The 13,637-nt window shown below is 64.1% G+C and carries 12 protein-coding genes; 5 read left to right on the forward strand and 7 right to left on the reverse strand.

The genetic code is table 11. From position 1 onward, the window contains the following. Window positions 1-98: 98 nt before the first annotated feature. The 6 genes from NXT3_RS03960 to NXT3_RS03985 form a co-directional block, all read right to left on the reverse strand. On the reverse strand, window positions 99-917 hold the full coding sequence (locus NXT3_RS03960) for a DUF937 domain-containing protein (protein ID WP_037413225.1): 819 nt from the start codon (window positions 915-917) through the stop codon (window positions 99-101). Window positions 918-1,019: 102 nt separating this feature from the next. Continuing rightward, on the reverse strand, window positions 1,020-2,393 hold the full coding sequence (locus tag NXT3_RS03965; protein WP_037413227.1) for a glutamate--cysteine ligase: 1,374 nt from the start codon (window positions 2,391-2,393) through the stop codon (window positions 1,020-1,022). Window positions 2,394-2,539: 146 nt separating this feature from the next. Then, complete coding sequence (locus tag NXT3_RS03970) at window positions 2,540-3,277, reverse strand: 16S rRNA (uracil(1498)-N(3))-methyltransferase (protein ID WP_037413228.1); 738 nt, start codon at window positions 3,275-3,277, stop codon at window positions 2,540-2,542. A gap of 10 nt (window positions 3,278-3,287) precedes the next feature. Further along, on the reverse strand, window positions 3,288-4,796 hold the full coding sequence (locus tag NXT3_RS03975; protein ID WP_104838815.1) for an inorganic phosphate transporter: 1,509 nt from the start codon (window positions 4,794-4,796) through the stop codon (window positions 3,288-3,290). Window positions 4,797-4,996: 200 nt separating this feature from the next. Then, window positions 4,997-5,503 carry an NUDIX hydrolase gene (locus NXT3_RS03980; RefSeq protein WP_104838816.1) on the reverse strand — a complete coding sequence of 169 codons (507 nt, stop codon included), beginning with the start codon at window positions 5,501-5,503 and terminating at the stop codon, window positions 4,997-4,999. A gap of 262 nt (window positions 5,504-5,765) precedes the next feature. After that, a complete protein-coding gene (locus NXT3_RS03985; RefSeq protein WP_104838817.1) occupies window positions 5,766-6,557 on the reverse strand; it encodes a FadR/GntR family transcriptional regulator in 792 nt (263 codons plus the stop codon). Between the two features lie 195 nt (window positions 6,558-6,752). Between NXT3_RS03985 and NXT3_RS03990 the strand changes: the two genes are divergently transcribed. Then, entirely contained in the window at window positions 6,753-8,027 is a 1,275-nt protein-coding gene (locus NXT3_RS03990) for a DUF3422 family protein (protein WP_037413235.1), read from the forward strand. 16 nt (window positions 8,028-8,043) lie between these two features. On the opposite strand, the gene NXT3_RS03995 is transcribed toward NXT3_RS03990, so the two are convergent. Further along, entirely contained in the window at window positions 8,044-8,940 is an 897-nt protein-coding gene (locus NXT3_RS03995) for a LysR family transcriptional regulator (RefSeq protein WP_104838818.1), read from the reverse strand. A 234-nt stretch (window positions 8,941-9,174) separates the two neighbouring features. Here NXT3_RS03995 and NXT3_RS04000 point away from each other — a divergent pair, with 234 nt between their 5' ends. Genes NXT3_RS04000 through glcF form a run of 4 tightly spaced genes read left to right on the forward strand, consistent with a single transcriptional unit; the run spans window position 9,175 to window position 13,598 of the window. After that, window positions 9,175-10,614, forward strand: coding sequence for an FAD-linked oxidase C-terminal domain-containing protein (locus NXT3_RS04000; RefSeq protein WP_104838819.1), 1,440 nt, complete (start codon window positions 9,175-9,177; stop codon window positions 10,612-10,614). After that, complete coding sequence (glcE, locus tag NXT3_RS04005; RefSeq protein WP_104838820.1) at window positions 10,611-11,822, forward strand: glycolate oxidase subunit GlcE; 1,212 nt, start codon at window positions 10,611-10,613, stop codon at window positions 11,820-11,822. Before NXT3_RS04000 ends, glcE begins: the two co-directional genes overlap by 4 nt. Before the next feature lie 46 nt (window positions 11,823-11,868). Next, window positions 11,869-12,249 carry a DUF4870 family protein gene (locus NXT3_RS04010; protein WP_037413239.1) on the forward strand — a complete coding sequence of 127 codons (381 nt, stop codon included), beginning with the start codon at window positions 11,869-11,871 and terminating at the stop codon, window positions 12,247-12,249. A 56-nt stretch (window positions 12,250-12,305) separates the two neighbouring features. Further along, window positions 12,306-13,598 (forward strand): glycolate oxidase subunit GlcF, encoded by a 1,293-nt coding sequence (gene glcF, locus NXT3_RS04015; RefSeq protein WP_097526345.1) that lies wholly within the window; start codon window positions 12,306-12,308, stop codon window positions 13,596-13,598. Window positions 13,599-13,637: the final 39 nt, after the last annotated feature.

Consider the following 13,637-nt stretch of genomic DNA (forward strand, 5'->3'; position numbering starts at 1 on the left):
TGCCGGCCACCTTCTCCCCGCGAGCGGGGCGAAGGAGCCTCGTGGCGACGCCAGAGTCCCCTCTCCCCGTCAGAACGGGGGGAGGGTGAGGGGCAAAATCATGCCTCGCCGCCTGAGCGCTTCTGATAGCTCTCGAACAGCGCGTCGATATTCTTTTGATATTCCTTCTGCATCTCGAGTCCGCTGTCGAACATGCTGTTCATCATCTGCGAGAACTGAGCAAAAGCAGGGTTTTCCTGGGGTGGCTTTTCGGCCGCCGCGCTGCTGCCGCGCAACATGTCCTGATAGGCCTTGAAGAAGGGATTGTCGGCGAAAAAATCGGGTGTTTTTGGCTTCTCTTGCGTCTTGCCGACGCCAAAGAAACCTTGCATCGCCTGAGTGAAGGGATTGTCGAACGGGTTTGGCTGAGGCTCGGGCTTCCTGGCGAGGCCGGTCGCCTCCATCCATTGCCGCATCAGCGTCATCATCGGATTGTTGGCGAGCGCTTCGTTCACCTGGCTGGTGGTCTCCTTGAAAAGGCCGCCCATCAGTGTGCTCGCCATCACCGGCAGCATCTGCTTGTAGACTTCCTGGCCGATGCCGGTGATTTGCGCCGCCTGAGCGGCGATCGCCCTCGACATCTCCTTCGAGCCGAACAGCTGGCCGAGGATGTCGTTGCCGGCCGCCACTCCTTCCGGCGTGAAGGCCTGCCGCATGTCCTCGAAATACTTGACATAATTGCCGGTCGAAAGGGCCGTCAGCAGCGCTCCGAAATCATAGGGATTGGCGGTGTTGCGCTTGAAGCCCGTGGAGAAGGCCGGCAACAGTGCCGCCGTCGCCTTGGTCATCTGCTCCTGGGCCAGACCAAACTGCTTCGCCATCAGCTCGATCGCCTGGCCGTTCTGCGCCTGTGCGAACATGTCAAAAAGCGGTGCCATGGCGGTTCCTTCCCGGGCGAGCGACGCATGTCATTGCACTATAACGGGAATCCAGGGTCTGGAAACCGCTTTTTGTCTAGGGACGAGGACGCGCTTCGCCCCTCAGTACTGGTATTCCGTGAAGACGGGATCCACGGAACGGTTCCAGCGGCCGTTATAGAGGGCCAGCAGGTCCTCGGCGAGCGTCGCCTTCTTCGCCAGGACCTCGTCGAGCGGCTCCAGGAAATGGCTCTCGTCGATGCCGTCGCCGTTCAGACGGTTGCGCCGCTTCAGCCCCGCGCGCGAAATCGTCAGCACCTCGCGGGCGATGTCGAAGAGCGACGCCGTTCTGAACCTCGCGGCCAGCCCCTCGGCGGGAACCGCATCCCTCAGCGCCTGAACCTCGTCGTAAGTCCAGTCGCTCGTAAGTGCCTCGGCGTCCGCCAATGCCTGGTCGTCATAGAGCAGGCCGACCCAGAAGGCGGGGAGCGCGCAAATCCGTCGCCAAGGTCCGCCGTCGGCGCCGCGCATCTCGAGGAATCGCTTCAGCCGGACGTCGGGGAAAAGGGTCGAAAGATGGTTGGTCCAGTCGCCCATGTTCGGCTGCCACTCGGCGATCTCATCCTTCAGCGCCCCGTTCATGAACTGGCGGAAGGTGACATGCGTACAGTCATGATAATGGCCGTCGCGCACGACGAAATACATCGGCACGTCGAGCGCCCATTCGACGTAATCGACAAAGCCGAAGTCCGCCTTGAAGGCGGATGGCAGCAGGCCGGCCCGCCGGTTGTCGGTGTCGCGCCAGATGTCGCCGCGCCACGAAAGCAGCCCGTTCGGCTTGCCGTCGGTGAAAGGCGAGCTGGCAAAGAGCGCCGTGGCGAGCGATTGCAGCTTCATCGATACGTGCATCTTGCGCCGCATGTCCTCCTCGGAGGAGAAGTCGAGATTCACCTGGATCGTGCAGGTGCGGTACATCATGTCGAGGCCCTTGGTGCCGACCTTCGGCATGTAGCGCGTCATGATCGCGTAGCGCGATTTCGGCATTCGCGGCGTCTCTTCGAAGGTCCATTTCGGGCTGCCGCCGATGCCGAGGAAGCGGATGCCGAGCGGTTCGGCGATTTCGCGAAGCACGGCGAGGTGCTGGTTCGATTCCTTGCAGGTCTGATGCAGGTTCTCGAGCGGCGCACCGGAAAGCTCGAACTGGCCGCCCGGCTCCAGCGAGATTGCGCCGTTGCCGCCGTGGTCGGCAAGTCCGATGATGTTGCCTTCGTCGAGGATCGGCTCCCAGCCGTTCCTTTGAGCCATGCCCTTCAGAAGCGCCTCGATGCTCGCCTCGCCGAAATAGGGCACGGGGCTGTTGTCTGCCTTGAAGAAGGCGAATTTCTCGTGCTCCGTTCCGATCCGGAACTTCTCCTTCGGCTTCGATCCGGACGCGAGGTAGGCGGTCAGGTCGGCGACGGAGGTGACCGGCGTCTGGTCGGTGGTGTCTCGGGCCATATTCGTCTTCTTCGTATGTGCGGGATCCCGCCGGCAGCAGGACTGGATGGAGGGTGCTTGAACCGTAATCAAGTGCGGTGCAAGTCAATTTCTTTCAAGATGCCGTCAAAAAAACTCCGTGCCGGTGCCGGTGCCGATCGAGGGCTTCATCGCCAGTCGCCGAGCGTTGCCTGAATGATCGCAAGCGCGGCCACGGCTGCCGTATCGGCGCGCAGGATGCGCGGGCCAAGCGGGATGGCGGTGACGTAGTCGAGGCTGCGCAGCAGCACCCGCTCGGCTTCCGAGAAGCCGCCTTCCGGACCGATCAGCAGGGCGAGGCGGCGCTCGCTGATCTTATCGAGGACCGGCAGCGGGTTCTGGCTCTCATTGCCCTCGTCGCAAAAGATGATGCGCCGCTCGCGCGGCCAGTCCGCCAAAAGCTCTTCGAGCCTTCGCGGCGGCTCCACCGAAGGAATGCCGAGAACGCCGCATTGCTCCGCGGCTTCGATTACATTGGCGCGCAGGCGGTCGAGATTGCCGAGCTTGCCTTGCACATGCTGGGTCATCACCGGCTGCAGCACGCCGGCGCCCATCTCGACGGCCTTCTGGACCAGATAGTCGAGCCGCCCCACTTTGAGCGGCGCAAACAGATAGACGAGGTCTGCGGGCGCAGGCTGCGGACGTGTCTGCTCGCTTGCCGTCAGAACGAGGTGTTTGCGGGACGGCAGGGACAATTCCGCACGCCATTCGCCGTCCCGTCCGTTGAACACCAGGACCGACGAGCCCTCGCCGAACCGCAGCACGTTGACGAGATAGTTGAACTGCTCCTTCGTGGCCTCGTGTCTGGCCCCCGTGTGGAGCGGGCTTTCGACGAACAGTCGCTGCATGCGGAAATTGGCGCGCATTCTGTTGCCCTTACAAAAACAGGCCGGCGAGGAGGCGGTAGACGAGTGCCGAAAGGAGCGCCGAGGCCGGAAGGGTGATTACCCAGGCGGCCACAATCGTCAGGAAGTAGGAACGGCGCACCAGCCGGCGGCGGCGCACCTCGGCGAAATTCGTTTCGATCGCCTCGCCCATGAAGTCGGATTGGCCGGTCCTCCGCCGGATATATTCCAACCGGCGCTGCGAATGGCGTATGTACCATTCGCGGAAGAAGCCGACGCCGAAAACGGCGCCGACCGCCGTGTGCGTGGAACTGATCGGCAGACCCAGCGCCGATGCCAGGAGGACGGTGACCGCCGTCGCCAGCGCCACGCAGAAGGCGCGCATCGGATTGAGGCGGGTGATTTCCTCGCCGACGACGCGGATCAGGATCGGGCCGTAGAGCAGCAGGCCCAGAGCGATGCCGAAGGCGCCGATCAGCAGCACCCAAAAGGGCGCCTCCGACCGGGCGGCCGATATCGTGCCGTTGACGGCCGAGACGATCGCCGACAGCGGTCCGATGGCGTTCGACACGTCATTGGCGCCGTGGGCGAAGGAGAGCAGCGCGGCGGAGAAAACGAGCGGCAGGCGGAACAGCTTGCGAAGCGATTGGTTGCGGTTCTCGAGTCCCACGGACTGGCGATGGATCCACGGCCTGCAGAGCCCGTAGCAGGCAATGCCGGCGAGTGTGCCGATCAAGAGGCCGGTCCAGAGAGAAATTACCTGCAAATGGACGAGCCCGAACACCGCCACATAGGCGGTGAAGGAGCCTGCCGTGACGCCGAGCACGATCGGCATCCAGTACCGCGCCGCTCCGATCTTGTCGTCGCGGTAGATGATGAATTCCTTGAGGAACGCCAGGAACAGGGCGGCGATGGCGCCGCCGAGCAGGGGGGAGATGGACCAGCTTGCGGTAATCCCGGCGATCGCCCACCATTTGACGCTCGCCAGGCCCTCCGCCGCGAGGCCCGCGCCGATGATGCCGCCGGCGATGGAGTGGGTGGTCGAGACCGGCGCGCGCGCATAGGTGGCGATGTTGATCCAGACGGCCGAAGACAAGAGCGCCGCCATCATCACCCAGACGAGCACGTCAAGGCTGACCAGCCGGGCGCCGTCGATGATCCCGGCTTCAATGGTCAGCGTCACCTTCCGCCCGGCGATCACGGCTCCGGCAATTTCGAAGACGGCGGCGATGGCAAGTGCCGTCGCCATCGTCATCGCCTTTGCGCCGACCGCGGCTCCGACATTGTTGGTGACGTCGTTGGCGCCGATGTTCATGGCCATGTAGGCGGCGATCGCGGCCCCCGCCACGACGATGGCCAACCCTGACGCACCGGTGAAATAGCTGGCTGCGAATACCATGCTGAGGATCAGGAAGAGCAGGCCGAGACCGGGGGCGGCAAGCCTGCGCATCACATGCTGCGATGCCTCCTCGGCACGGCTGACCTTGTCGAGATCCTTATCGATCGTCAGCTTCTCGAGGTGCAGGCGCGGCTTGGCCACAAATGTTTCTCCCTTGTCACATTCGCCAGTAGCGGTGCGCGGCGGCATATTCAAGCGGTGTTTGAAAGGGGCGGCGAAGCTAGGGCGCACCAAGCGGCTTTGGGCTGTCGCCCAAAAGAGTGCAGCGATTTTGGGATAACGGCACGCACAAGATCAGCGGGCTGAGCGCGGCGCATGCATGCTTTTGAAGGCGACGCGCTTTAGGCTTCGGGTGCTGCGGGCTCCGGGGGCTGGGCGGCGGCCATGCGCTTGCCGAAGCCGAGGATGAGTTCCTTCAGCGAGGCTTCGGCGACGCGCCTGGCCGCCTCCTCACAATCGACCCACTCGAGCTTCCGCTCGCCTTTCTCGGGAAAATTCTTGCACAGACTGTCGACTTCGAGGGCGTGCACCTGGACCTTGCAGGGAATCTTCAGGCCGTGGTCCATGCGTTTCTGATAGACGTAGGAGCCGATGGCGGCCTTCTGCACCTTCCCCTTCACGCCCGCCTCTTCATAGGCCTCGCGCTCAGCGACTTCGTGCGCCCACTTTCCCTGCATCGGCCATCCCTTGGGAATGACCCAACGGCCCGTGTCGCGGCTGGTGAGCAGGAGAATTTCCGGGCTCTTCGTCTTCTTGCGAATGCGGTAGCACAGCGCGGCATATTGCATGCGCGCCGGTCGGCGCAGCATCAAGTGCACATCAGATGCCAGCCGGTGCAAGAGGTTCAAGGGGCTCGATACTCCTGTCGAATCAGGTTGAAATAACCATTCAAATTATGGCGCCCCTGCATTGCGTGTAAATGACGTCAGCGATCAATAACGGATAAGAAGCGTTGCGGTTCCGTGAGCGGGGCAGCGTCGTGGATACATATAATGATTGCGCGCATCGCCTGCCAGAAAGCGACATTCACGGTCGTATTCAATTAACTCGGTTCAAGAACTTCGGGGCGTGGACCTGGCGACAAGCAATACCCGCCAAGTGACGTTTCCTTTAGGAACCGGCGCGGTCGCGCTGCTTGAGGCGCAGTCGCGCGATGCGGGCCCACTCGCCGCTGCGCTCCGCATCGCGGGCGGCGGCGGCGACGAAGTCGATATGGCTTTGCGCGGCCACCTTGGCCGCCTCGGGGTCGTGCGCCATGATGGCGGCATAGATCGCCTCGTGCTGGGCAAGCAGCCGGTCGCGCGCGCCCGGTGCGTTAAAGACCGAGCTGCGATGGAAGAAGATGCCCTGGGTCAGGAGCCGGTAGCAGGCCCTCAGCGTGTGTAGCAGGATGATGTTGTGGGCGCTTTCGCCGATGGCGTTGTGCAGCTCGACATCGGCTTCGAGCTCGTCGTCGAAATTGCCGCTCGCATGCGCCGCGCGCATCCGCTCGATGATGCGGGTGAGAAGGTCCCGGTCGAAATCCGTGGCGCGCGTCGCGGCGAGTTCCGCCGTCAGGCCCTCGAGCTCGCGCCGGTATTCGAGGTAATCCTGCGTCGCCTTGTGGTGACGGCCGATGAGCTCGATCAGCGGTTTCGAGAAGATCTGGCCGACGACATCGGCGACGAAGGTTCCGCCTCCGTGGCGGCTCTCGAGCAATCCGCGGCCTTCCAGCTCCTTGAGCGCCTCGCGCAGGATCGGCCGAGACACGTCGAGCCTTTTTGCGAGCTCCCGCTCGCCCGGCAGCCGGTCCCCGTCGCGCAGCACGCCTTCCAGGATCAGAAGCTCGATCTGCTGGACGACCTCGTCCGCGGTTCGGCTGTGGCTGATACGCGCATAGAGCTCGCTCTGGTCTTCGGTCACCGCAAATCTCCCGGAGACGGAATGCTCTCCCGCCTGGCGCGGCAATCTAGCAGGACCCATCGAGTGGTCAAATCGATTGTCAACTCGCTCGGCCGCGGCTGATAAAAGTCAAACTGCGTCAATGCGTCCTGTTCTTTTTGCTCCCCCGGTTGATAAGTAAAAGGTGATGAACGCGTGAGGGGGATGAAGCGCTTCATGGCGAAGGCAAGTTTTGGATTTCCAGCGGCGGCCTTGCGCGCCCAGGTGCTCGGCGAAGTTCATTCTCGACCCTATGCGTTGGTGACGACGCCACGCGTCATCTTTCAGCTGGCCTTCATCACCGAAGGCGGCTCCGTCGTCGATCACGCCGTGCTCTCGGAACTGTCGCGCTCTCGCGGCATCGCGCCGCCCGGCCGCGATGCAAACCACCACGCCATGCCCTGGGGGCAGGGGACATTGCGCTGGGAGCGCCACACCGAGTTCTCGACTTATTTCTGGGACGCGCCGGCGCCGGAGCGCTTCGGCGGCGAGGTGGCGATCCATCCTTTCGGCGACGGCTTCTCTCCGCCGGGCCTGCTGATTTCCGGCATCCGGCTGGAGATCCGACCGGATACGCCGGAAGCCCGCGAGGCGATCCAGGCCTTCGACCCGACGAGCCTCTGTTACAGCGAGACAAAGAACGGTCAGGCGGTGCTGCTCACCGACTTCCGGCAGAACGGCGACGGGCTCACCCAGATCCTCATCCTCGACCGGGGTTTGACGGAGGCGGGCACGGGGGCCCTCATCCAGCGCCTGCTCGACATTGAGACCTACCGCACGCTGGCCATGCTCGGGCTGCCGCTGGCGCAATCGCTGTCGCCGGAAATCCGCCGGACCGAGGATGGCCTGACCGCCGTCACCCAACGGATGAAGGAGAATGTCCGTGAGGAAGCGGACGAAATGCTGGCGGAAATCACCCGGCTTGCCGCCGACCTCGAAGCCGGCGCAGCGCTCAGCCTCTATCGCTTTGGCGCGAGCCGCGCCTATTACGGCATTGTTCAGGAACGCATCCGGACGCTCTCCGAAATGCCGGTGCCCGGCTACGAGACGATAGGCACCTTCCTCGAGCGCCGGCTGGCGCCAGCGATGCGCACCTGCCAGTCGGTCGAGGAGCGTCAGGCGAACCTGTCGCGCAAGCTCGCCCGTGCGACGGCGTTGCTCAGAAGCTGGATCGATGTCGAACTCGAACGGCAGAACAGCGCGCTGCTCAATTCGATGGACCGGCGGGCGAAATTGCAGCTGCGCCTCCAGCAGACCGTCGAAGGCCTCTCCGTCGCTGCGATCTCCTATTACGTCGTCGGGCTGTTCGGCTATCTCGCCAAGGCCGTTAGCCACGCGATCCCGGTCGATCCGGGCGTGCTGACGGGCCTTGCGGTGCCCTTCGCGGTTCTCGGCGTCTGGTTGATCGTCCGCCGGATCCGCCGCCATCACGAGGAGAGTGCGCACAAGTGACGGCGCCCTGTCGGATTTACTGCTCCCAGTAGGGAACGGGGCCATAGAGGGCGGCGAGGAAGTCGACGAAGAGCCGAACCTTGGCGGGCAGAAACTGGCGGCTCGGATAGACGGCCGACAGCGTCAGCCTTTGCGACCCTTCCCATTCCGGCAGCACCTGCACCAAGCGCCCGTCGCGCAACTCCGCGCTGACGTCCCAGGTGGAGCGGAGCGCAATCCCCGCTCCGGCGATCACTGCGGCACGGATGATCTCCGACGAATTGGTGACAAGCGGCCCTTCCGGACGGTAGGCGAGGGAACCGCCCGGGCCCTTCAGCTTCCAGCTCTCATTGTTATGGGCCGGCAGGCAGATGTGCTCGGCGAGATCGCCGATCTCCTTGGGTGCGCCGTGCCGAGCGATGTAGTCCGGGGCCGCGCAGAGCAGCCGCCGGACCGGTGCGAGCTTGCGGGCGACGAGGCTCGAATCGGTGAGTTCACCGATCCGGATGGCGAGGTCGAAGCCGTCGGCGACGATGTCGCTGAACTCGTCGCTGAGCACGATATGGAGCTTGAGGTCGGGATGGTCCTTCATGAACCCGGTCAGGTGCGGCGCGATATGCATGCGTCCGAACGAAGTGGGCGCCGTGATGCGCAAAGTTCCCTGAGCCTGCGACGAGCGCCCCGAAGCATAGGCTTCCGCCTCCTCGATCCCGGCGAGGACACCGAGGACGCGGTCATAGAAGCCCTGTCCTGCTTCGGTCAGTGAGACCTGTCGCGTCGTGCGCTGCAAGAGGCGCGTGCCGAGCCTCTCCTCGAGCCGCTTGACGCGCTTGGAGATCACCGCCGCGGAGAGGCCGAGCGCGCGGGCGGCCGCCGACATGCTGCCGGTTGAAACCACCCGCGCGAAGACTTCGAGATCCCCAAGATTCGTCATGAATTCCGGCCGTTTTCTCCAAGAACGAAAAGATGATTAGCAGTTGCCAAATGCCGGTCATAGTGCATTCCGCTTTCACAAACTGGACAAGATGCTCTAAGATTCAGAGCACAAACGTGATCGATTCTAAGAGGTTGGGACACGGGAGCGACGAGAAGCGACCGTGCTTTCCCAGCCTCCACTTTGGTGGTAAAGAAAATTTACCACTTTATTGCGCGTTGGCTGGAGGAGTTCATGCCGGAAACGATCGGGTTCCTGAAGCCCAGGCAGGCCGTCCTCGATCGCCGCGGCGAGATCATCGCCGACCTCGCCGACCTGTTGCCCGACGGCTGCCTGATCAGCGACGAGCGTGGCCTGAAACCCTTCGAGACGGATGCGTTTCTTGCCTATCGCCGCCTGCCGCTGGCCGTCGTCCTGCCGGAGACGACGGAGCAGGTCGCCGCCGTCCTCAAATATTGCAGCCGCTATGGCATTCCGGTCGTGCCGCGCGGTGCCGGCACCTCGCTTTCCGGCGGCGCCATCCCGCAGGAGGACGCCATCGTCGTCGGTCTGTCGAAGATGTCGCGCATTCTCGATGTCGACCTGTTCAACCGCACGGCGACGGTGCAGGCGGGCGTCACCAACCTCAACATTTCCGAGGCGGTGGGTGCCGACGGCTTCTTCTATGCGCCCGATCCGAGCTCGCAGCTCGCCTGCACCATCGGCGGCAATATCGGCATGAATTCCGGCGGCGCCCATTGCCTGAAATATGGCGTGACCACCAATAACCTGCTCGGCGTCAAGATGGTGCTCTTCGACGGCACGGTGATCGACCTCGGCGGCAAGGCGCTCGACGCGCCAGGTTATGATCTGCTCGGCCTTGTCTGCGGCTCCGAGGGCCAGCTCGGCATCGTCACCGAGGCGACGGTCCGGTTGATCGCCAAGCCCGAGGGTGCGCGGCCCGTGCTCTTCGGCTTCTCCGCGTCGGAGGCGGCCGGCTCCTGCGTCGCCGACATCATCGGGTCGGGTATCATTCCGGTCGCGATCGAGTTCATGGACAAGCCGGCGATCGAGATCTGCGAGGCTTTCGCCCATGCCGGCTATCCGCTCGACGTCGAGGCGCTGCTGATCGTCGAGGTCGAGGGGTCCGAGGCGGAGATGGAGGCGATGCTCCAGGGCATCATCGAGATCGCCCGGCGTCACGGTGTCGTGACGATCAAGGAATCGCAGTCGGCGCTCGAGGCGGCGCTGATCTGGAAGGGCCGAAAATCCGCCTTCGGTGCCACCGGCCGGGTCGCCGACTATATCTGTATGGACGGCACGGTTCCGCTGAGCCAGCTGTCGCATGTGTTGCGCAGGACCGGCGAGATCGTCGCCAGCTACGGGCTGCGTGTCGCCAATGTCTTCCATGCCGGCGACGGCAACATGCATCCGCTGATCCTCTACAACATCAACGATCCGGCGGATGCGGCCCGCGCCGAGGCGGCCGGCAACGACATCCTGAAGCTCTGCGTCGACGCGGGTGGCTGCCTGACGGGCGAGCATGGGGTGGGGATCGAAAAGCGCGACCTGATGCTCCATCAGTACAACAAGGCCGATCTCGATCAGCAGATGGCGGTGCGCGCCGCCTTCGATCCGCAATGGCTCCTCAATCCCTCGAAGGTATTTCCGCTCGAAGGACGGCCTCAGGCATGATCGTCCATTTCGAACCGGCAAGCGAAGAGGGGATCGCCTCCGTGGTGCGCTCCGCAGCGGCCGAGCGCGTCACGCTTGCCATTGTCGGCGGCGGCACGCGATCCGGGCTCGGCAATCCTGTCCGTGCCGACCGGACGCTTTCGACGCGGCGTCTCTCCGGTATCGTCACTTACAATCCGGCGGAGATGACCATGAGCGCGCTCGCCGGGACGCCGCTTGCCGAAGTGGAGGCGGCGCTCGCAGCCAAGGGCCAGATGCTGTCTTTCGAACCAATGGACCATCGCGGCATTCTCGGAACGACGGGCGAGCCGACGATCGGCGGCACCTTCGCCGCCAACGTCTCCGGTCCCCGCCGCTATGTCGCCGGGGCTGCCCGCGACAGCCTGCTGGGCGTGCGTTTCGTCAACGGCCGCGGCGAACTAATCAAGGCCGGCGGCCGCGTGATGAAGAACGTCACCGGGCTCGATCTCGTCAAGCTGATGGCGGGCTCCTACGGAACGCTTGGAATTCTGACGGAGGTCACCTTCAAGGTACTGCCGGTGCCGCCGGCGGCCGCAACCGTCGTCGTCCAGGGCCTCAACGATGCGGAGGCAGCCGCCGTCATGGCCGAGGCGATGGCACAGCCGGTGGAGGTGTCGGGCGCGGCGCATCTGCCCGAAAGCGTGCGGTGCCGCTTTATCGATGGTGCACTGCCGGAGGGAGCGGCTACCGTCCTAAGGCTCGAAGGTCTGGCGGCGTCTGTGGAGATGCGTGCCGAGAAGCTCGTCGCGGCGCTGTCGCGCTTCGGCTCGGCCTCGAAGCTGGACGCCGGGCAGACGAAGGCACTTTGGGCAGAGATCCGCGACGTGAAGCCCTATGCCGGCGGCACGGCCAGACCGCTGTGGCGTGTCTCGGTCGCCCCATCGGCGGGGCACCAGCTCGTTGCCGCGCTGCGTCTCCAAACAGGCGTCGATGCATTCTACGATTGGCAGGGCGGCCTAGTCTGGCTGCGCATGGAGGCGGAAGCCGAGGCCGAACTCGTGCGCCGCTACGTGCACGCGCTAGGCGGGGGCCATGCGACGCTCGTCCGAGCCGACGGCGAAGCTCGCGCCCGGATACCCGCCTTCGAGCCGCAGGCTCCCGCGGTGGCCCAACTTGCAGAACGCGTGCGCGCATCGTTCGATCCGGCGCGGATCTTCAATCCGGGACGGCTGGCGGCTGTCGCCTGATCGCAGGCGGGCTGTTGCAATTCGCTGCAGGCGAGAGGAGAATTCGATGAGTGATCCGGGTCCGCAGACGCCGCTTTCCCGCGACACCGACCGCTGGTTGGAGCCGGGCAAGGTCAACATCCAGATCATCTACCTGCTTTATCTGGTCGGCTTCGCCATCGGCATCACTCCGCTCGTCGGCATCGTGCTCGCCTACCTTAATCGGGACAAGGCCGAAGACTGGGCGAGAACGCACTACATCTGGGCGATCCGCACCTTCTGGATCGCCCTGCTGTTCGCCGTCGTTTCGGCACTTCTGTCCGTATTGCTCATCGGCGTGCTCGGCTTCGTCGCGACGGCGGTCTGGATCGTCGTGCGCTGTGTCATAGGGCTTCAGAAAGCCGCCCGCGAGGAGCCGATCACCGATCCCGAAAGCTGGCTCATCTAAGGCGTGGCGGCTCCGTTCAGGAACTGCCGTTTGAGAATTGAGAGTGGAGTATCCGGTTGCAGACAAATTTTTCGCCAGAGCAACTCGCCGACCCGCATGTCGCCGAATCGGAAAAGATCCTGCGCAAATGCGTCCATTGCGGCTTCTGCACCGCCACCTGTCCGACCTATGTGCTGCTCGGCGACGAACTCGACAGTCCGCGCGGACGGATCTATCTCATCAAGGACATGATGGAAAACGGGCGAGCGGCCGATACCGAAACCGTCACCCATATCGACCGTTGTCTCTCCTGCCTTTCCTGCATGACCACCTGTCCGTCGGGCGTCGACTACATGCATCTCGTCGATCATGCCCGGATCCACATCGAGAAGACCTACAGACGACCGTTCAAGGATCGCTTCGCTCGTGCCGTCATTGCTGCGACCTTGCCCTATTCTTCGCGCTTCCGGCTGGCGCTCAGGGCGGCGGGGCTCGCACGCCCCTTTGCGGGGCTGCTGAAGCGGGTTCCCTGGCTCAAGACCTTCGGCGTCATGCTCGATCTCGCACCGCGTGCGGTGCCGGCCGCAGACGGGGTGAGGCCTGCCGTTTACGCGGCCAAGGGCACGCCGCGCGGCCGCGTTGCCCTGCTCGCCGGCTGTGCCCAGCCCGTGCTGAGGCCCGGGATCAACGAAGCAACGATCCGTCTGCTCACGAGCCAGGGGGTGGAGGTCGTCGTTGCCGCGGGTGAGGGCTGTTGCGGCGCGCTCGTGCACCACATGGGGCGGGAGGAGCAGGCGCTCGCCGCCGCCCGGCGCAACGTCGATGTCTGGCTGAAGGCTGCCGAGGAGGACGGTCTCGACGCCATCGTCATAACCGCATCCGGCTGCGGCACGACGATCAAGGACTACGGCCACATGCTGCGGCTGGACGCTGCCTATGCCGACAAGGCGGCCAAGGTGTCTGCCCTTGCAAAGGACATAACCGAATATCTGGCGGAGCTGGACCTGCCGGAACAGGGCACGCGTGGCCTGACTGTCGCCTATCACTCCGCCTGCTCGATGCAGCATGGCCAGAAAATCACCGCGGCACCGAAGCGGCTCCTGAAGCGGGCGGGCTATGCGGTTCGCGACCCGGCGGAAGGCCACCTCTGTTGCGGGTCGGCCGGCACCTACAACATCCTGCAGCCGGAAATATCGGCAAGGCTCAAGGCTCGCAAGGTGAGAAACATCGAGGCGACCAAGCCGAACGTCATCGCCACCGGCAATATCGGCTGCATCACCCAGATCGCCAGCGGCACGAATATCCCGATCGTGCATACGGTCGAGCTGCTCGACTGGGCCTATGGGGGTTCGAAGCCGTCGGGGCTGTGAGCGGTGGCGGTTGCCCCTCTCCTCGGGTTAAACGCGAAG

Origin of the sequence: Sinorhizobium fredii, from assembly GCF_002944405.1 — a bacterium.
Taxonomy (GTDB): domain Bacteria; phylum Pseudomonadota; class Alphaproteobacteria; order Rhizobiales; family Rhizobiaceae; genus Sinorhizobium; species Sinorhizobium fredii_C.